Origin of the sequence: Nostoc sp., from assembly GCF_036917315.1 — a bacterium.
Classification (GTDB): Bacteria; Cyanobacteriota; Cyanobacteriia; order Cyanobacteriales; family Nostocaceae; genus Nostoc.
Genome location: NZ_JBALDR010000029.1, coordinates 230,707 through 250,676, shown reverse-complemented (window position 1 = coordinate 250,676; position 19,970 = coordinate 230,707). Strand labels below are relative to the sequence as shown.

Below are 19,970 nucleotides of genomic sequence, written 5' to 3'. Positions count from 1 at the left end.
TATATAAGTGCAGTTCAGGAGCAGCGTGATTATGCCCAAACTGAGACCCTTTCAGATATCGCAAGAATTATTTTATGAAGGTTTAAATGGTTGAATCAAATATAAAACTTTCTGATTTGGTGCGGGTTTTTGTCTACGGTACGCTTAAACCAGGTGAAGCTAACTATAAAAGATACTGTGCTGGCAAAGTAGTTGATGTCAAAACAGCTTTTGTACAAGGCAAATTATTTGCTCTCCCAATGGGCTACCCAGCTATGACGCTAGGAGATAGCCAAGTTTATGGATATTTACTCTCTTTTTCCAACCCAAAGATTTTAAATGAGTTAGATGTGCTAGAAGATTACCAACCAAATAGACAAACGCCAGAAAACCTCTATAATCGACAAATTATCGAGGTTTATGAGCCACAGTCGCTCTCTCTGGGTTGGGCTTGGGTTTATTTAATGACTTTAGAGAAAGTTGATCGCTTAGGAGGCTTCCTCCAACCTAGGGGCTGGTGGAGCGGCTGTGGTATAACCCCAAAGTACAATTATCTGTAAACTGTTAACTTTGCGATTAGTTTATGTCCTGTTTGGGGTCGTGCTGTTGCGGCTGTACCTGATAAATTGAATTTTCTGGAGAGGCTACTGCTGCTTTCGGAATTTCAATTACCGGGTTATTTAGTCCCACCATCAGCGGCGAAGGGGGAACTATAGACGCTGAGGACGTTTGTATCGGTTCTCTTTGTGGTCGTTGTGCCAGTTGCGGCACCATCGAACCACCACCTACTAAGCCAGATATTGCACCGATTACACAAGCAGCAACGGCTGCACTCCCCACCATCCAGTTTAAACGGGAGCGGCGGCGCAAACGTGACAATACTTGCTGAACTGTCTCTTCTGGCGACTGTTGGGCTGCTGGCACTGGGAGAGTCCGCAAGCCTTGCCGCAGTTTTAACAGTCGGGCATACAAACATTGAACGGAGGCATCATTTGCCAGCCATTCTTCTACTTGCCTGCGTTCGGTGGCTGTGACTTCACCATCGAGGTAAGCACTCAATAACTCGAAGCGATCGCGCTTCACCATATCCATAAGACCCGTTGATTCATTGGTATGCTTGGCCATTCCATCTGACAAATCTTGAGGAAGTTGCAAAGGAGAACGGTCGTAAAACTGAGAATCAGTAGTCATCTTAACATTATTACCAATTCATACACGGGTAAACTGGGCGGGAATTTCGGGAAAATTAGCCAATTTTCCTCCTAAAGGCAGAAACAATCTACGTCTTTCTAGTAATTTTTAATCTATGCTTAAATTCTGCCATTGGGCAGAGGCAAGATACTGTAAATTAACAAAATTAGGAGTCAAGATAATTCTGCAAGTGGGCTTGCAGCCTCGATCTAGCTCTGGCTATTCTGGACTTCACAGTTCCTAGAGAAACTCCAGTGATTTCGGCAATTTCTTCATACGCCATGCCTTCGATTTCTCTGAGGACAATGGTAGTACGGAAGACTTCTGGTAAATCCGCGATCGCTTCCCGTAATTGCTCGTAAAATTCTCTCGTTGTCAGTTCTTCCTCAGGTCCTGGGGTATCGCCAGCGATTTCCCAATCCATCTCGCCGTCCTCTAAGGAACGGGGAGCATCGAGTGACAAAGGACTCATAACCCGCTTGCGTTTGCGTAACTCGTCGTAAAACAAGTTGGTGGCAATGCGGCTTAACCAGCCCCGAAATTTAGCAGGCTCTTGTAATCGGTTAATATTCCGATACACTCGAATCCAAACTTCTTGAGCCAAATCGGCTCTGTCAGCCCAATCTGGAGCTAGGTGGTATAGAACTCGATCGACTTGACTTTGATAGCGGCGTAATAGTTCTGCAAACGCAGCACGATCTGGTCGCAGTCCGGCTTGACAGCGCAAAATTAAATCGTGGTTAGGGAGTTTGTCAACTTGCACTGATGCTTCTGGATACTTTGCATCAACCGTTGACCAGGATACAGTAATCGATTGACTCATAGATCGTACTGGCTCTAAATCATCCCTTTCTATTAGACCTGCTAATGGGGTAGAAGTTCCATACTCAGGTGACGGATTTATGACTGGAACACTGAAGCAGACAATTTTGGATACATTTATAGCAATAAGCAGAGCCAATTTTCCTTATACTGCTCCCATAGTTGCCTAAGACCCATCAACGAACAAAGGCGCGATACAATGCACATTTGAGTACTTTTAACAACTGGATATATACGCTTGATCGAGATAATTAAATTTAGCTATAAAAATGAAGATAAAATTTTGTAATTCTAACTTCTTCATACCTTTAAAATTCGGGTAATAATTTCTGGAAGTTAGGTTGCTGTGGTTGCTAAGATGATGATTTAATTTTTTGATTTCGTTACCAGAATAGTTGCTGATTGTTCTGGTTGTGGCCCGAAGGCAGCATTAGAGTTATGTTGCTCTGGTACGCGAACTTGAAAAAATAAATTGAGGGAAAATGTAATTGTTACCGCTAGCAATAGTTTTTCAAACATGGTTTTTCATCCACCTACACCATTAATGATTGATTGCTACATTTCAAGAGTTCCACCAAAAAGTCCGAGGAGAGGCTTACGACGCTCAGAACTTTTGAAGAATGAGGTTGCTGACTTGGAATTTTGCCGCTGGGACAATTTGCATAGTCTTAGTTTGCCCAAAGGTGTTGGCAGATTTACAGCAGAAATGATAAGTATTGATAAATTTTTGATAATCGGATGATGAACTCATCCATTTACTCGGCTGGATATGTCAGGGATAAACAATAGGCGATGGCAATGGTAAGAAACGAATCTGTAGGGCGTATGGTAATGCTGCTTTGTTTTGGCACAGCATTTTTATCCTTAGCTGTCCATTGGCGCATTAGTACGGCGGAACGGCAGTATGAGAAGTCTGCATCTACTTCGATGCGGCGAGATTCTAACCGAACCAATCTTAAGGGAAGCCGGCCAGAGGGAGTCTACAAGAATCTTTCCCAAGTGAGTTTGGGGGAAATTGCGCTGGGTGGATCTGTGCCACTTGATGAAGTTACCCAAGGCTCGACTGCCCAGAGGAGGTTTACACCAAAGTCCTCTGCTATTAAACCTAAAACTAAATCAAAAATAATTAAGAAGAATCTAGCTAAAACAACTACTCGTAGGGCTTCTACACTCAAGTCTTCTACCCTTAAATCGCAAATAATTAAGAAGAATCTAGCTAAAGCAACTATTCGTAGGGCTTCTAAACTCAAGCCTGCTACCATTAAGCCTCAAACTAAGCCCCAAATTATTAAGAATAATGTAGCTAAAGCCAGCGACCTACCAACTCAGAGGCAGTTGGTAGCGAAAGTAGAAAAACAAAATCCAGTTGCAGATAGTTGGCCAAAAGGTCTGTGGTCTCAGGCTTCAGCACAACAAGTACCATCTAGTAGGCTGGCAAATGTCAAGACGCAAGTAGTGGTTGATTTAAGCGATCGCCGCACTTATGTATATGCAGGAGATGAGGTGATCGCCAGCTACCCGATTGCTGTCGGCAAGAAAGGTTGGGAAACACCCACAGGTTCTTTCCAGGTGATCCATATGCGACATTATCCAATCTGGCGTCACCCGATTACTGGCAAAGTATTTGAGGCTGGTACGGATAGTCCCTTGGGAGATAGATGGATTGGTTTTTGGTCAGATGGACGGAATGAAATTGGCTTTCATGGCACGCCGGATGTTGATCTGGTAGGAACGGCTGTATCCCACGGCTGCTTAAGAATGCGTAATTCTGATGTCCGATTGTTATATGAGCAAGTGAGTTTAGGGACAACAGTGGTGGTACGTGATTAATTTATTAAGAGTCATTTGTCATTTATCTAAAACAAATGACTGAATGGCACTAAGAAAAACCGAAAGGCTTGTGTAATCTTGTTCAAGAAAGAGCAGGCGGAGCCTCACAGAATGGTTTCCCAGCCTGGAGGCTGGGAACTAGGAAACACAAAACTTTGTACTTATCTTAGTGGCAATGACCAATGACCAATGACCAATGACCAATGACCAATGACGCTGAAAATTATAATTTTTGCTCAAAGTTAGGCGCGTATGTTTGGAGTAAAGCACTGACTTGGCGTACAACCTCGTTACCAGTATTTTTACCCAAGGCTTGCCGTTCTGGGAAGAAATCGGGTCGATCGAGGTAACGGTTAATCGCCTCACTTATTTGTTGAGAAATTAAGTCTTGCAGTTGTGCCTGAGCCGTTTGGCGCTGGAAGTTAGCACCCTCTTCTGTAGTAGCATACAAAGGTGGTAGCCGGTTGAGAGCGTAAGCGGCAATATCCCCAACATCTAAAGAACTTTCGCTGGTGGCTTCAATTTCTGCGACTCGTGCGATCGCTTCCGTCAGCACCAATTCTTCCATAACGTTAATGAATTGTTTGCGAGGTACCGCCACTACCTCACCAGTCAATAGCGCACCCATCAGCCGATCCAACGCCATATACTCTTCTATTGAGAGTTCCGAGGCGTTATCACAGATTCTACCGACTTCTGCTTCCATTGCTGGTGTCAAATAACCATCCTGGAGAGCTTGTTCTACAATTTTTTCGATACTCATAACGCTTATCATCATTTATGTTGGCCAAGCAAGGTAGGGACGGTATCAATCCAATTTATTTTGCCTAATTCTCAGCAAAAAATACACAAATTATGCCAAGGACGCGATCAATTCTGCCTCTACTAGTTAACGACCTTAGTTCGCCAAGGTGTTGGATCGACAGATTGTCCGTTGACATACAGACCCCAATGCAAATGTGGCCCCGTGGCTGCACCTGTTGAACCTACTGCACCAATTAGTTGACCAGCTTTTACAAAATCACCTTCTTTAACGTTAATACGACTCAGGTGCATGAAAATACTGGTTACTCCTTGACCGTGGTCAATGCCAACTACGTTACCGTGTATCCGAAACCCTTGGGATACCCTACCTACCAAAGCAACTCGCCCAGAGGCTGGGGCAATTACTGGTGAACCGGCAGCACCAGCGTAGTCAAGACCACGATGATAGTAGTCCTTTGCAAATGTACCATTATAGTAGCGACGTACACCATAGTTTGTACTCATCCGCCCTGCATTTGGCTTCAGGAATACTCCATTCCAATACTTTTCTGGTGTTTGTAGCGCCTTAAAAGCCGCCACACGCTTAAGTTCATACTCTGTGGCATCCACTCCGGCTTTGCCAGGTGGCAAAGTAATGCGTTGTACGGGGAATTTGCGATTCAGCACATTCACTGCCAAGTTTTGCATTTGACCATCCCCTGCAACCCGAAGTGTTCTAGTTCCAGCTTTTTCTAATGGAGTTGTGGGAACAAAAGCCCGATATTGATTGGGCGCAATTTCAAAGGCTGGGTATGTATTCTTACCACTGGCTACTGTTGGATTTGTACCATTCTCTGGATTATCTAAATTAATCTCCACCGAGAGTGTATCCCCTAATTTCGGATTCGTTGGAGTCACCTTTACTTGCAAAGCATCTACAGGCAATGCCAAGGCGATCGGGAGAACAGCAAATATTCCCTTTAACACATTTATTCCACGGCAATTGGCTGTCAAAGTTTTGACATCAAAACCGAGCAACTTTTTGTTTGAACTACTAGTGCTATTCTCAATAGTCATAGAATTACAAAAAACCCTTGCTTGTATTGGAAAATAGATTAGCTTATTATCGCTAGTGTTTCCTGTTTGAAGCCGATGTTGTTGACAACCATAAATTCTCGGAAATTCTCCAGGTACTTATGGATTGCAAGGGCAAATCATTTTATCTGTAATTTTAGGAAATTGGTCTTAACTCTAATAACCAAGGTGTATGACATTGGCAATGAGCATAAAATTTAACTGTGATTACATAAATAATACTTGAAGGAAATCTTGGAATCAACTGGACACTTTTTCAACTGGACACTAATATCACATTGTTAGGTTGAAATCGGTATGGGGAAATTACTTAAACTAGGTAAGTAAGTCAGTGAAGATAAATTAAACTATATACATACCATTCAAAAATATTTTAAAATTTACTGAATAATCGCGGTTTAGTCGCCAAAAAACTATGATATTAAGGGAAAAATGTGAGTCTGCCACGCCACACTTCAGATTTACCTTATAAATCAACTCTGAATCAGGGAATACGCTAATTAACTTTAGGCTGATAGTATTACTTTTGACTTGAGTTTGCCATCTTCCATTTGAACTATGCGATCGGCAATGTCTAGGATGCGGTTGTCATGAGTAACCATCAAGATTGTACAGCCTTGTTCTTTTGCTAGTTTTTGCATGAGATTGACTACATCTCGTCCCGATTGACTGTCAAGGGCAGCGGTAGGTTCATCCGCGAGAATTATTTGAGGATGACTGACTAAAGCACGAGCGATCGCTACTCGTTGTTTTTGTCCTCCAGACAGTTGATCGGGGTAGTAATGCAAATGATTTCCTAATCCTACTTGCTCTAACATTTGGGCTGACCTAGCTCGCATTTTTTTTAACCCAAGATGTTTGTGTAATTCTAAAGCCATTTTGACGTTTTGGAGTGCCGTTAAACTACCATGCAAGTTATGTCCTTGGAAAATATAACCGTTATGGCGTCGTGCTTGCACTAGTTCTTCAGCACTAGCACCACAAAGTTCTCGTCCCAACACCTGCAAACTACCAGATTGGGCAGAACGCAACCCACCCACTAAGGTCAGTAAGGTAGTCTTTCCAGAACCAGAAGGCCCAGTCATGATAATAATTTCACCAGCATTAATCTCTAAGCTGATACTAGATAAAACTTGCTTGCGGAGTGAGCCGTAACCAAAGTGGTGGTCGAGATTCTGGATGGAGATGATGGATTGACTAGTCATAAATAGATCGATTACTCGTGACGATCGTCATTGGTCATTTGTCCTTTGCAAATGACAAATGACCAATGACCAATGACAAATTTAAAACATATCAGCAGGGTCGGTGGCTTGAAGTTTGCGGGTGGCGATCGCACCAGAAATGGTACACATAATGATAGTCAGCACTAATACCTGCAATGCTCGAATCGCAGTCATGTACATAGGCAAATTTGTGGCACTGCGAGTCAGTTGGTAAAGTGCTAAAGACACTCCCAATCCGGGGAAGAAGCCCAGTGCTGCTAATATCAACGATTCTTCAAGCACCACACCTAGCAGGTAGTAATTGCGATATCCCATTGCTTTGAAGGTGGCGTATTCTCGAACGTGGGCATTAACATCGGTGGAGAGGACTTGATAAACGATTATCACGCCCACCACAAACCCCATCGATACACCCAGGCTGAAGATAAACCCAATTGGGGAATTTGTTCTCCAGAAATTGTTCTCAAATTCAATAAATTCAGCGTGGGTGAATACTCTGACATCATCTTTGAGGTAGGCTTTGAGCATTGCGGCTACTTTTTTCGGTTCATAACCTGGTTTGAGAACAATCAAACCTAGACTGACACTGTTGGACTGTCGCCCAGAAAATAGCCGCAAAAAATTTTGATCGCTGGTAATCAGGTTGCCATCAAAGCCAAAGGAAGCCCCGACTTGGAATAAGCCACTAATGGTAATTGTGCGCCGTTCTATTTCAGTAGTTAGGGTTTTACCTTGGTCAATTTGAGCGATCGCTTTTTGATAATCTCCTCTTGCACCACGGTCAAATAACACGGTATCCGGCATTTTGATCGCTTGCAATTGCTGGTTAACATCGGGTAAGTCAAAGGCTGGCTTGTCTGGGTTCAAGCCGATAACTAACACCCCTGTCTCACGGTGTGTTTGGGGATTCTTCCAGATTGTATTGTTGAAATACATTGGTTCCGCCGACTTCACCCCTGGTATATCCATTGCTTGGTAAAGTCGCCGACGAGAAAATGTAGACAAGCTTGGTAAATTACGGGCTTGGGGACTGGTTAAAACAATGTCTGCTTGCAAACTGCGATGTAGTCTGGTGTTACTGTCATATAGCGCAGTCTGAAAACCTAGCTGCATGAACATCAGAAGATCCGCAAAGGCAATGCCTGATAATGCCACTAAAAGACGGCTTTTTTCATGATTCAGTTGCAGCCATCCTAGAGGGGTTCGCCGTCGCAGTTGTTTGAGCAATCCCATGATCGAAAGTGGGGAGTGGGGGTATGAGGGGACAAGGGAGATGAGGGAGTAAGGGAGTAACGAAGAAGAATTAATAACCAATGACTAATACTTCTCTACGAGAGGCTGCGCCAACGACTACGCGGTAGTTGAATCTCGACTTCGCTCGATTACCGCGCAGTCGAAACTCAGTACAAGTGACTAATGACAAATGACAAATTTCACAATTCAATTACTGCCTTAACTTGCATATTGGTTAAGGTGGCGGCTTTTTGGCTGGAAGCTTCATCTAGCCGGATGTGGACTTCTACTACTCTGTTGTCGATATTGCTGACGGGATCTGTGTTAATGACATTCTGTCGTCGCACTTGTAAACCTTTGCGATCTACGATTCCCTGCAATTCAATTGGGAGGTTATCACCAAAGATTCGCACTTGCTGCCCTGAATGTACTTTGCCGATATCGCTTTCGTAGACTTCGGCGATGACATACATCTGGCTGGTTTGTCCAATATCTGCAATGCCATCATTTGATACTAATTCTCCAGGATGGGTATGGATCTCAAATACCTGTCCATTTTGGGGCGATCGCACCTCAGCCTGTTCGAGATTGACTTTTGCCAGATTCATGGCTGCTACGGCACGATTAATTTCTGCTTGGGCAGCTTCTACATCCACTCCCCGCACTTCAGCGATTTCATCGAGTGTTGCTGTGGCTTGTTTAACTTGTTGCTGACTAGTTGATTGGGTACGATTTAACTGTGCTTGGGCTTCTTGCAAGCTTTTTTGGGCGGTTTCCAAGTTTAAATGCTTACTATCCCGTTGAGAAGCGGAAATTGCGCCTTGTTGATATAGTTGCTGATAACGTTCGTCTTCTGCTTGGGCGTTACGCACTTCGGCTTGAAATCGCTCAATTGTCGCCGCTTGGGCATTAATATCACCTTGGCGTTCGGCTTCTAGACGAGCGATCGCAGCTTTTTGAGCAGCAATTTCACCGCGTTTAGCACCTGCTTGGGTGCGGTTTAGGTTTGCTTGGGCTACTTTTACTTGTTCCTGCGCCTCTTTTAATGCTGCTTGGAGGCGATCGCGACTGTTTAAAATTGCGATCGCTTGTCCTGCTTTTACCCTATCCCCCTCTTTCACCAACAACTTTTCTACTCGACTTCCTTCCGCAGACACCGCAGCGGAAAGTTTAATTACCTTTCCCTGTGGTTCGAGTCGCCCTAAAGCTGTTACCGTTTTTAACTGTGGTAATTGTGTTGCTGGTACTTGTGCCTCTGGATTGGCATAATTTTGCCCGCGTTTTACTATATAAAAACTTATTCCGCCAACCAATAAAGATATAGTTATACCTATAGCAACGGATGGACGCAGAATCGACTTAGGGAACGTTCTGTACCCTAGCTTTGAGTTTCGCACCATAGATTACCTCTTAACTAGTGGCGCAGAAAAAAGAACAGATTAGGCTTTTCTCCGTACTTGTTTGCTAATTCCTACTTCTTGAGTCAGTGATTGTTGATTTATCACTTCCAAGTCCATAAAATAATTTGGAAATTGTTGAGCTTTTACTTAGATAAAGTGATTTAGCTGGCTAGGATAACAACGAATATCTCTACCGAATTAGAGGTTTATGTTTTTAGCAAACTACTTTTGTTTTATGAAAGTACTCAGGTATAGTAAACGCTTTTAAAATTCCGGGTTGTAACAGCGCCAACAATCATAATCAAATTAAGTAAATAACAAAAAATATTTGGTGTGATTGCGATCGGTGGAAATTTATATCAAATTTTGATGATTATTGCTTTTCCTAATCATATTAGGTAGATCGTATTCCCCTCTTCGCTTGCGGGGTGGGGTTCTTATACCTCACAAGAGCCGAGAACCGCTATAATCCCATTCAAAGATAAAACCTTAACCAAACTGGATTGAGACACCTGTGGCTTGCAATTCTCACAAATCAAATAGGATTACTGTATTAAGTCTGTTTGCTATTGGGAATTATAAAGATAGGGATACAAAACTTTCACAATAGTTTTGACGTATCCCTTTTATAGTATAAATGTACTGTTAGCTCTAGTTGTACAGCCATGCAACCTCTTCAGCCAGTTAGCGGATCGGATTTGCAAAGATTTTTGTCAGCACCAGAGGAGTTATTGCAACAGTCAGTAGGATTGCAATTAGCCGTTGCTAGTTTCCACCAGACACCGCGAAGTCTTTTAGAGATTCTAGTTAATAGTCCTGATGAGCAGGTAGCAGAAGCAGCAAGTTTGCACGTAAATTTGGCAGGAGAAATAACAGACGGGTGGCAGCAAGCAGTTGATGAAATCCTGCAACAGCGTCAGCTAGGGCAAAACGACCGATTGGCGGTAGAACTACTCAAAATTGGGACTGTACCTCCTTGCTTCCTCAGCGAATGGGTTCCAGCAGAGCGACTAATTCAAGGATTGCGAAACCCCCAAATGCCGTTGCGTTATCGGTTGCAATTATTACAACGACTATCACAGGAAGCAACTTTAGAACCAAGGTTACAGGTAGCAGAGTCGCCAGAAACGCCGTCAGCAGTGTTGGAACAGTTGGCGGGTGATTTAGAATTACCAGTGCGGTTGGCGGTGAAGTTTAATCCCAGTTGTCCACCACCATTAATTGAATTAGTGGAAGGACAGTATGCCGTTGCATCTGACTGGAACACCGATAGCGAACAATTAGCGATGCTGGGGCAGAGTCGTTGGGCGCGGGTGCGGTTGGCTGTGGCGCAAAATCCCTCAGCGACAGCAGAGACGCTGATGCAATTGGCTGGGGATGCTGTGTACAAAATTCAGTTAGCGGTAGTGAAGAATCCAGAAACACCCGCAGATGTGTTGGCTGTGTTGGCAGAAAATCAAGATAAAGTCATACAAGCAACTGTAGCAGAACATAGAAATGCAACGGAAGAAATATTGCATCAATTATTTCCAACTCAACAGCAGCTTTTGAAAAGAAGGGAAAATTTACCAACTAGTATTTTAGAAAGATTTTTTAATGAAGAGGCGGCAGATAAACCAGTTTGGAAAAATTCTGAACATCTGTATTTATTTATAGAACAGCCAAATACACCAACTAGGATTTTAGCTGAGTTAGCGAATGTTGATTTAGAAGCGTTGAGAGCAGAGATACTTACTAAAAGTAATTCTTCACCGATTATCAAAACTTTAGAAACATGGGTTCAAGATGAGACAAGATTTTTAGCTAATATTGCCAAACATCCCCAAGCTTCAGTAGAAATTTTACAACATTTGACACAATATCCTAATCCATATATACAGCTAGCTGTTGCTCAAAATTCCCAAACACCTGAAGCCTTGCGAGATATGCTATTACAACAATTAGCAGTAGGCTCAAAGGAAAATATTCGGATTGAACTTGCAAGCAATCCACAAACTCCTGTCGCAATTTTGGACAAGCTGGCGGGTGCATCATCTTCGCTCAATACGATGATGGAGATGTTGCACCAAATTGCCCCTGATGCGACACCATCGCTGCTTAACCGGATCAAAATATTTATCGATAATCATCAGTCACCAGAATTAATTATTTTTTGGCTGCAACAGGGTGAAGAATTTCGCAATTCTATCTTAAAAGAATGGGATGATTTAATCGACGCTCTTAATGAATCAGAACAACAAACACTCGCATACTTAGCTAGCCAAAAATCATCAATCAAATGGGAAGGTAAATTTACAGCAGAAAGACGCGATCGCCCAGGAAAAAAATCAGTGCCTAGTGATGCTAGATTAGCAGCAAATTATCAAATGCTAGACGGGCTGTTGCATTTATTAAATAGCTCTTATAACAGCGATCGCAGCAATCAACAAGTTGTTGCAGCATTATTAGGGAATCCATCTACACCAGCAACTTTACGAGAGCAATTGTGGCAACAATGTAAAAAAAGTCCTGACGAATTTGGCCGCTATTTAGGGGATACCGAACTTCGGATGACACTAGCTTTTAACCCAAGTGTACCTGAAGCAGAGCGTAATGAATATTTACAACAACTGATTGCGACAAGCAACGATTTGCGTGATAAATTAGCCAAAAATCCGGCTACGCCTGAATATCTTCTCAGACGAATTGCAGATGAACGCAAAGAGTATTTGTGGAGAAGATTGGCAGAAAATCCAAATACTCCTACTGATTTATTAATGCGGTTTATGAATGAAGAAGTTGAGAAAAAAGTTTATAGTAATGAAACTATGTTTGACATAGTTATTGCTAATCCCAACTTACCTATTTTAGAACGTTGTCGATTATTATTAGGTAAAGAAGAAGCTCAAGAAATTGCCAACACTCATCAATTAATGGCGCGTCGCACTGATAGTCCTTATGCTTTAGCGCAGGTTCTAGTAAAAGGCGACCAAAAAGCCCGCATAATAGTCGCTCACAGCAACAAAACTCCAATTCATGTGCTGGAACAACTAGCAAAAGATGCAGATGAAACTGTGCGTAAAGCTGTAATGGGCAATTCCAATCTACCCTTAAGTACCTTAATTGAACTTACACAAGATACAAGCGATAAAATACGTTTGAATTTAGCTTATATATTACGTAATCGTAGTACAAATCGCTCTCGTAAAGAAGAAGTTCCTGTAGTACTTCTCGAACGGCTTGCTAGAGATGAAAATAAAGATGTACGAGTAGCAGTTGCAGAAAATCTCCAGTCTTCTCTTACTCTCCTTGAGCAACTTGCTAGGGATGCAAGTGCAGATGTCAGAATTAGTGTAGCTAAAAATCCAAACACCCCTTCTTTTGTTTTAGAACAACTTGCACAAGATACAAATGCAGATGTCAGGTTTTCTGTAGCTAAAAATCCAAACACACTTCCTGCTGTATTAGAGACATTTGATATATCACCTCCTCCAGATGCACCACGTCATGCCCTAGAAGGTCTTAATCAAGTTATTGCTAACCGATATAGAGAGCTATTCTACGTTGCTTTTGCAGACAATCCTAATACTCCTCCTAGTTTGTTAGCTCGAATTGCTCGGCAAATACCCCGCGAAATAGACAAATATGTAAATAAAGTGGCTAAACATCGAAATACTCCCGCCAGCGCTTTAGAACAACTAGCCAAAGCTGGTGATGCAACTACTCGCTGTAATGTTGCTGAAAACCCCAATACACCTGTCACGGTTTTGGAAGAACTAATAACTGATGAGTATAGCCCCGTTCTCTGGGCGATCGCTCGACGTGCTGATACTCCAACCCAACTCCTAGAACGACTGCTATTGAGATTTACAGATCCCAATAACCAAGACTACCAACAAATCAGTTACGCAATTAGCAATCGCCGTGAACTTCCCCCCAACCTGTTAGAACTGCTGATGCAAAGTAACCTGCAACAGGTTTATCAGGGAATAGCTACTCAAGCAAATCTTCCGCCAGCAATTGTAGAACGGCTAATGGCTGTATCAAATGAGTCAGTTTTAAGTACTTTAGCGCGTAATCAAAGCCTTGCTATCGAATTTTTGACACAACTTGCTCAAAATCCCAATCCCAATGTTTGCAGCGCGATCGTTAATCATCCCAACATCACTCCTGAGCTTTGGATACAGCTTGCCAACCATATAGAAGTTAGCGTGCGTCAGGTAATTGCTGCTAACTCGAATACTCCTATAAATATTCTCGAAATGTTAACAAGGGATTCAAATAAAGATGTTCGTGTAAAGGTTGCTGCTAATAGCAACTCACCTGTTAGTGTTTTAGAACAATTGGCAGGAGATGAGGACGCATTTGTGCGTATAGCTACCGCCTCTAATTCCCATCTTCCTGAAACAATACTGACACAATTGGCAAACGATGAAAAAGTCGAAGTCCGCCGCGCAGTTGCTCAAAATCCCAACACCCCTGCACTCATCCGCGAAACCCTCCGCGATTTAGTTGTACAACCCACCACCCGCCAAACTAGTCCCACGTTGCGCGGACTCAACCGCCTCTACAACCCCAGCACTGATGATTTAGTAAGCATACTTGCAGAATACGCGAGTTCAGAAAATGCCTTTGTGCGGTTTGTGACGCTCCTCCACCCGCTAACTCCCCATGAAGTGCTGACTCAAGCAGCGCAGTCTGCATCCTGGCTGGAACGCTACGCCGTTGCTGATAATTCTGGAACTCCAAGCGTTTTACGCCAGCAACTTGCCCAAGATAGCAACCGGATTGTCCGCGCAGCCGCTAGAGTTTAGTTGGAAATAATTGAGGATGTTGCAGATGGCATACAGCGATTTCACACTTGCCAAAGTTCGAGACATCATGACACTTAAAATAGTTTGCTCAAGTATCAACCGTAAAACTAATTAGAGCTAAATTTATGAATTTTGAAACAGTGAATATCTTAGGCACTCTTGAGGTTTTAACCGAACCACATCTTGAGTTTCGCCTACCAAATAATCATTATAGCTATTTAGTTCCTTTCCTTTGGGATGTAACTCAAAAAGGCGACTTTAATCTACTCAGTCTTGGTCGTGATGAAGGATGGATAAATGCAACAGATATTGATATTGCTTTAAAAAGTTGGCAATCATTAGAACTTCGCGGCTATCTAAATTTAGATGACGATCCAGATGACTACGAAGATGAAGATATTATGAGTCATCAGTTAGCTGATGAAAGAGCAAAAATATATCATATATTTGCTGAAATTATACAAAATAATCTCTCCAATATAGAAATTTTAAAATTCAGTAAAAGTCCTGACTATTCTTTTTTCGTTATCTTAGGTAAAACTCCAGAAAATAATTGGTTCTGTTTTTCTCAATCTGTTGCTAGAGAAACCAAAATTGAAGATGAAATTAAATACTCTATTTTACCAGATTTAACAATTGAACAATCTTTTGATGACAATGTTTTAAAATTAAGAGATAATTTTCAAAAAATCTTAAATCAATTACAGCCTATTAGTATTTATGGATACTATGGTGGTGGCTACGATTATAGTTTTAATCATTGTTTAGTTCAAAGTATAGCGCACACTAAAGAAAAAGCATTATTATTAGCTCTACATCAAGCAGGAATGCTGGACATTGCTAGATTTCATGAGTTTAACCTAGAAGGTTTTTCCTGGATATTTGAAAAAGATGAAATTGCAGAATTATATCCAAGGTATCAAAAAATAAATAAGTTTTTAACACAAAATCTTACCGATTTAAGAACGATCAGATGTAGTTTTTGGAATCGTGAATCTATATATGTCATTGGTCAAACCAATGCTGGAGATATAACTGGAATTTATATAGAAAGTGATTTTGATTACAATCCCTAAAAAGATATTTTAAAAGCCTCTACAAAAGTCCCATAGCAATCCTATTTGATTTGTGATGTCATTTACACCTAATTACCAATAATAATACAACCCCACCCCGCTCTTCGGGAGGTTAGCTCAAGCGCAGCTTTAGTGGGGTGGGCTTGGGGGTATTATGCTTAATTGCCCGGACATGATGAATTGCTCAAAAAGAATCTGCTTAAGATGCTGCAACAACAGCACGGTCATTTACTAGCTTGCCATCTTCCATATAGACGATGCGATCGGCAATATCTAAAATGCGGTTGTCATGAGTAACCAAAAGAATGGTACAGTCTTGTTCTTTAGCTAATTTTTGCATAAGGTTAACCACATCTCGTCCCGATTTACTGTCAAGGGCGGCGGTGGGTTCATCTGCTAAGACTATTTTAGGACGACCTACCAACGCACGAGCGATCGCAACTCTTTGTTTTTGTCCCCCAGATAAATCATCAGGATAATAATTCAAGCGTTCTCCTAATCCTACCTCCTCTAATATTTGGGCTGACCGAGTTTTCATTTCTGCTGGCGAAATATTATTATGCACTTCCAAGCCCATTCTGACGTTTTGGAGTGCCGTTAAACTACCATGCAAGTTATGTGCTTGGAAAATATAACCGTTACTGCGTCGCACCTGGGTAAGTTGTCGTTTGCTAGCGCCACACAGTTCTTGTTCCAATATCTGCAAACTGCCGGATTGGGCAGAACGTAAGCCGCCTGCTAAGGTGAGAAGTGTAGTCTTACCAGAACCAGAAGGCCCTGTCATAATAATAATTTCGCCGGCGTTAATATCCAGGTTGATATCAAAGAGAACTTGTTTGCGGAGTTGACCATGACCAAAATAGTGGTCGAGATTTTTAACAGAGATTACAGGTTGACTACTCATAAATAGCTCGATTACTCGTGATGATTGTCATTTGCAAAGGACAAATGACAAATGACAAATGACAAATTTAAAACATATCTGCGGGGTCAGCAGACTGTAATTTACGGGTGGCGATCGCACCAGAAATTACACACATAATCATAGTCAGTGTTAATACCGTCAAAGCTCGTGCTACGGTCATATAAAGTGGTAAATTGGTAGCATTACGAGTTAAAGCATAAAGTCCTAAAGGTGCGATCGCTCCTGGGATAAAGCCCAAGATAGCTAAAATAATCGCCTCTTCAAACACCACACCTAATAAATAAAGATTGTTATACCCCATTGCTTTGAAAGTGGCGTATTCTTTGATATGAGAATTCACATCTGTAGAAAGAACTTGATAGACGATAATCACGCCCACCATAAATCCCATTGCTACACCCAGGCTGAAAATAAACCCGATGGCTGTATTTGTTTTCCAGTAATTTATTTCAAATTCGATAAATTCTGCTCTGGTTAAAACTTTGACATCATCATCTAAATGATCTTCTAAAGCTGCTTTCATCTGCTTTGGGTCGTAGCCTGGTTGTAGTTGCACCAAACCGAGACTGACACCGCTGGCTTCTCGTCTGGGAAATAGTCGCAGAAAGTTCTGGTCATTGGTGATTAAAGTACCATCGGCAATGAAGGAAGCCCCGACTGAAAATAAGCCGCTAATGGTAATTGTCCGGCGTTCTATTTCGGTTGTGACAGTTTTACCTTGGTCAATTTTAGCGATCGCTTCATTGTAATCTCCCCTAGAGGCGCGATCGAACAAAACGGTATCTGGTAGCTTAACAGCATCTATCTGGCGATTTACATCTGCTAAGTTAAACACTTGCCGATCGGGATTGAACCCCATAACTAATATTGTCGTCTTCTGTTGTGTTTGGGGATTTTTCCAATCAACAATGTTGATATACATTCCTTCTGCCGACTTTACACCTGGTACATCCATTGCTTGATACAGGCGTCGCCGCGTAAAGCTAGACATATTTGCTAGGTTACGTGCTTGGGGACTGATGACAAACATATCAGCCTGCATACTACGATGCAGGATTGTGTTACTTTCAAACAGGGCAGTCTGAAATCCTAGCTGCATGAACATCAGAACATCGGCAAAAGCAATGCCTGACAATGCCACCAAAAGACGACCTTTTTCATGACTCAGTTGCAGCCATCCTAAAGGTGTTCGCCGCCGCAGTTGCTGGATAAATCCAATCACAATACAATTACCGCCTTGACTTGCAAATTAGTGAAGCTAGAAGCATTTTGACTAGATAGTTTATTCAGTTGCACATGGACTTCCACTACTCTGGCATCAATATTGCTAGAGGGATCGGCGTTAATTAGATTTTGCCGCTTTACCTGCATACCAATCCAATCCACTCTTCCCTCTAATTCATTGCGTAGGGAATCACTACTTACCCGCACATCCTGTCCCGGACGCACTTTCTTGATATCACTTTGGTAGACTTCTACTACTGCATACATCTGGTCGGTTTGACCTAGAGCCACAATTCCTTCATTGCCAACAGTTTCTCCGGCTCGTGTATTAATCTCCAAAATTCGGCCAGCTTTTGGAGCTACAACGTATGCCTGTGCCAGTTCTGCTCTAATTTTCTCTACGGTTGCTTGAGCGCTGTCTACCTCTGCTTGTGCATTTGCTATATCTGTGGGACGGACTTCAGCAGTTTGATTCAGGTTAGCTTTTGCTTCGTTAATCTGCTGTTGCAAGCTGGCGAGGGTTTGATCCTGGTTGGCTTTTGCTTCGTTAAGCTGCTGTTGTAGGGTAGCTACAGTTCTTGTCTGAGTGGCTTGGCTTTCAATTAATGCTTGAGTGGAAGTTTCTGCACTTAAACGTCTGCTATCAACTTCCTGACTAGAAATTGCTCCTGCTTTATATAAAGTCTCGTAGCGCTGTACCTCAGCTTGAGCATTACGTCTCTCGGCTGCCACGCGAGCCACTGTTGCTTGCAAGCTGCGTTGTTGCCCAAGGAATTCTGCTTCTAGACGATTAATTGTGGCTTGCTGAATTTTAATGTTTCCTTGTAGTTCTACTTGCACGCGATTCACGGTTGCTTGACGCGCTCCAATTTCTCCCTGTTTGGCTCCAGCTTTTACCTGGTTAAGGCGAGATTTGGCAACTTGAACTTGTTTTTGGGCTTCACTCAAAGTAGCTTGTAGGCGATCGCGGTTGTCCATAATCGCAACTACCTGCCCAGCTTTGACGCGATCGCCTTCTTTCACCAATAGTTGCTCTACCCGATTCCCTTCATTAGAAGAAGGCGCTGACAGTTTTATTATTTCTCCCTTTGGTTCCAACCGCCCTAATGCTGTTACTGTTTTTACCACTGGCTGAACTGCTACTGGTGCTGTTTGCTTTTCATTAGCTGTAGCCTGAAGCTTCATCAACGTATAAACACTGATTCCACCTATTGCTAGAGATGTAAGTATTGCAAGTAGAAGTGGCGATCGCAAAAGATTCTGAGAAGACCCTAAACCCTCTGAATTCCTGTTTTCCCTCATCCTATTCCCCCTTACCACCAGTAGCAACCTGTACTAAACTGTCCAGTTCAATTTATGCTAAACTAAACGGACTAGTTTAGTCAATGGTACATAACTAAACTTGTCAATCAATTTGCTTGGCATTAGAGAGACTTGCAAAAAATAAATTATCCCCAATCATTTCTAGATTTGTATGGGCACAGGTATTGTGTCCCTAGACGGGATATTTTTTTAACTGGAAATCCCTTATGCTGCGGAATGCTATTCCCTATTGGGATTGATTGTCTACTACAAAAAAGTAGAGGAGAGGAAAGCTGATAATAGAGGCTTTGGGGCTTTATCAAAGGGTATATTTATTTTCGCAATTTTGTACTAAAGCATTTTGCAGCATCTATTAATATTGTTGAGAAGAAAGGATAATTAATAAATGGTACGCATCAAAACTGACGAAGTCGATCGAGATAATTCCGTTGATAAAGTAGAGCAAATTCTGCAAGGTGCAATGCAAGAGTTTCTCCAAAATGGCTATGCTGGTACGAGCATGGATCGGGTAGCAGTAGCAGCAGGTGTTTCTAAAGCCACAGTCTACAGCCACTTTCAAGATAAAGAAGGACTATTTAAAGTACTGTTAGAGCAACTGACAAGTAAAAAGAATAGCTCCATTTTTGGCACAGAACCGATTGAGGGAGAACCAGCCACTATAGTGCGCCAGGTAGTAACTAAAGCATTAGATCAGATGCTTAACGACAAAGAACATAGTGCATTTATGCGAGTCTTAATCGGGGAATCTGGGCGTTTTCCTGAGTTAGCTCAAATTTGTATTCGGGTGATGATTAAGCCAGTAGCGGAAACTCTCACTCACTACTTGGCGGCTCCAGAATTAAAGATACCTGACCCAGAGGCGACAGCGAGAATTATCTTAGGAGCATTAGTGCATTTTCATATTACTCAAAATGTGATGCATGGACAGGATATTATTCCAATGGAAAGCGATCGCTTGATTGATGCCTTGACACACCTAATCGCAAAATGCGCCGATTGATTGGTTATATCCCGGCGCGTGGCGCTTGTTTGGTCGGAAAGTCAAATTTACCTTGAATAACAGTTGACTGTTTTTTCCATAGAAGCTACAGTACTGTATCCGGCTTTTT

Annotated in this window: 16 protein-coding genes; 5 read left to right on the top strand and 11 right to left on the bottom strand. The window is 42.2% G+C overall.

Annotated features, from left to right (window positions below):
• Nucleotides 1-86 precede the first annotated feature (86 nt).
• Nucleotides 87-539, top strand: coding sequence for a gamma-glutamylcyclotransferase family protein (locus V7K84_RS13630; protein ID WP_334838749.1), 453 nt, complete (start codon nt 87-89; stop codon nt 537-539).
• A gap of 16 nt (nt 540-555) precedes the next feature.
• On the opposite strand, the gene V7K84_RS13625 is transcribed toward V7K84_RS13630, so the two are convergent.
• The 3 genes from V7K84_RS13625 to V7K84_RS13615 form a co-directional block, all read right to left on the bottom strand.
• On the bottom strand, nt 556-1,170 hold the full coding sequence (locus V7K84_RS13625; protein ID WP_334838747.1) for an anti-sigma factor family protein: 615 nt from the start codon (nt 1,168-1,170) through the stop codon (nt 556-558).
• Nucleotides 1,171-1,336: 166 nt separating this feature from the next.
• On the bottom strand, nt 1,337-1,993 hold the full coding sequence (locus V7K84_RS13620) for a sigma-70 family RNA polymerase sigma factor (RefSeq protein WP_099101330.1): 657 nt from the start codon (nt 1,991-1,993) through the stop codon (nt 1,337-1,339).
• Between the two features lie 365 nt (nt 1,994-2,358).
• Nucleotides 2,359-2,511 carry a hypothetical protein gene (locus V7K84_RS13615; protein WP_334838745.1) on the bottom strand — a complete coding sequence of 51 codons (153 nt, stop codon included), beginning with the start codon at nt 2,509-2,511 and terminating at the stop codon, nt 2,359-2,361.
• 678 nt (nt 2,512-3,189) lie between these two features.
• Here V7K84_RS13615 and V7K84_RS13610 point away from each other — a divergent pair.
• Nucleotides 3,190-3,822 (top strand): L,D-transpeptidase, encoded by a 633-nt coding sequence (locus tag V7K84_RS13610; protein WP_334839027.1) that lies wholly within the window; start codon nt 3,190-3,192, stop codon nt 3,820-3,822.
• Nucleotides 3,823-4,045: 223 nt separating this feature from the next.
• On the opposite strand, the gene V7K84_RS13605 is transcribed toward V7K84_RS13610, so the two are convergent.
• The 5 genes from V7K84_RS13605 to V7K84_RS13585 all read right to left on the bottom strand — a co-directional run bounded on the left by V7K84_RS13605 (nt 4,046) and on the right by V7K84_RS13585 (nt 9,517).
• Nucleotides 4,046-4,585, bottom strand: coding sequence for a late competence development ComFB family protein (locus tag V7K84_RS13605; RefSeq protein WP_094352554.1), 540 nt, complete (start codon nt 4,583-4,585; stop codon nt 4,046-4,048).
• A 122-nt stretch (nt 4,586-4,707) separates the two neighbouring features.
• Entirely contained in the window at nt 4,708-5,643 is a 936-nt protein-coding gene (locus tag V7K84_RS13600) for a M23 family metallopeptidase (RefSeq protein ID WP_334838744.1), read from the bottom strand.
• A 524-nt stretch (nt 5,644-6,167) separates the two neighbouring features.
• Nucleotides 6,168-6,866 (bottom strand): DevA family ABC transporter ATP-binding protein, encoded by a 699-nt coding sequence (locus tag V7K84_RS13595; protein ID WP_334838743.1) that lies wholly within the window; start codon nt 6,864-6,866, stop codon nt 6,168-6,170.
• 81 nt (nt 6,867-6,947) lie between these two features.
• Nucleotides 6,948-8,120 (bottom strand): ABC transporter permease DevC, encoded by a 1,173-nt coding sequence (gene devC, locus V7K84_RS13590; RefSeq protein WP_334838741.1) that lies wholly within the window; start codon nt 8,118-8,120, stop codon nt 6,948-6,950.
• Nucleotides 8,121-8,320: 200 nt separating this feature from the next.
• The gene (locus tag V7K84_RS13585) at nt 8,321-9,517 is read right to left on the bottom strand and encodes an ABC exporter membrane fusion protein (protein ID WP_442940951.1); all 1,197 of its coding nucleotides are present in this window, start codon (nt 9,515-9,517) and stop codon (nt 8,321-8,323) included.
• Between the two features lie 668 nt (nt 9,518-10,185).
• Here V7K84_RS13585 and V7K84_RS13580 point away from each other — a divergent pair.
• Nucleotides 10,186-14,313 carry a HEAT repeat domain-containing protein gene (locus tag V7K84_RS13580; protein WP_334838736.1) on the top strand — a complete coding sequence of 1,376 codons (4,128 nt, stop codon included), beginning with the start codon at nt 10,186-10,188 and terminating at the stop codon, nt 14,311-14,313.
• Nucleotides 14,314-14,438: 125 nt separating this feature from the next.
• Complete coding sequence (locus V7K84_RS13575) at nt 14,439-15,389, top strand: nuclease A inhibitor family protein (RefSeq protein WP_334838734.1); 951 nt, start codon at nt 14,439-14,441, stop codon at nt 15,387-15,389.
• 199 nt (nt 15,390-15,588) lie between these two features.
• On the opposite strand, the gene V7K84_RS13570 is transcribed toward V7K84_RS13575, so the two are convergent.
• The 3 genes from V7K84_RS13570 to V7K84_RS13560 form a co-directional block, all read right to left on the bottom strand.
• Nucleotides 15,589-16,293 carry a DevA family ABC transporter ATP-binding protein gene (locus V7K84_RS13570; RefSeq protein WP_334838732.1) on the bottom strand — a complete coding sequence of 235 codons (705 nt, stop codon included), beginning with the start codon at nt 16,291-16,293 and terminating at the stop codon, nt 15,589-15,591.
• Between the two features lie 67 nt (nt 16,294-16,360).
• Nucleotides 16,361-17,536: an ABC transporter permease DevC gene (devC, locus tag V7K84_RS13565; protein WP_334838731.1), complete on the bottom strand. Its 1,176-nt coding sequence runs from the start codon at nt 17,534-17,536 to the stop codon at nt 16,361-16,363.
• Nucleotides 17,533-18,840: an HlyD family efflux transporter periplasmic adaptor subunit gene (locus V7K84_RS13560; protein ID WP_334838729.1), complete on the bottom strand. Its 1,308-nt coding sequence runs from the start codon at nt 18,838-18,840 to the stop codon at nt 17,533-17,535. The genes devC (V7K84_RS13565) and V7K84_RS13560 overlap by 4 nt, the downstream gene beginning before the upstream one ends.
• 406 nt (nt 18,841-19,246) lie before the next feature.
• Here V7K84_RS13560 and V7K84_RS13555 point away from each other — a divergent pair, with 406 nt between their 5' ends.
• Complete coding sequence (locus V7K84_RS13555) at nt 19,247-19,861, top strand: TetR/AcrR family transcriptional regulator (protein ID WP_334838727.1); 615 nt, start codon at nt 19,247-19,249, stop codon at nt 19,859-19,861.
• Nucleotides 19,862-19,970 lie beyond the last annotated feature (109 nt).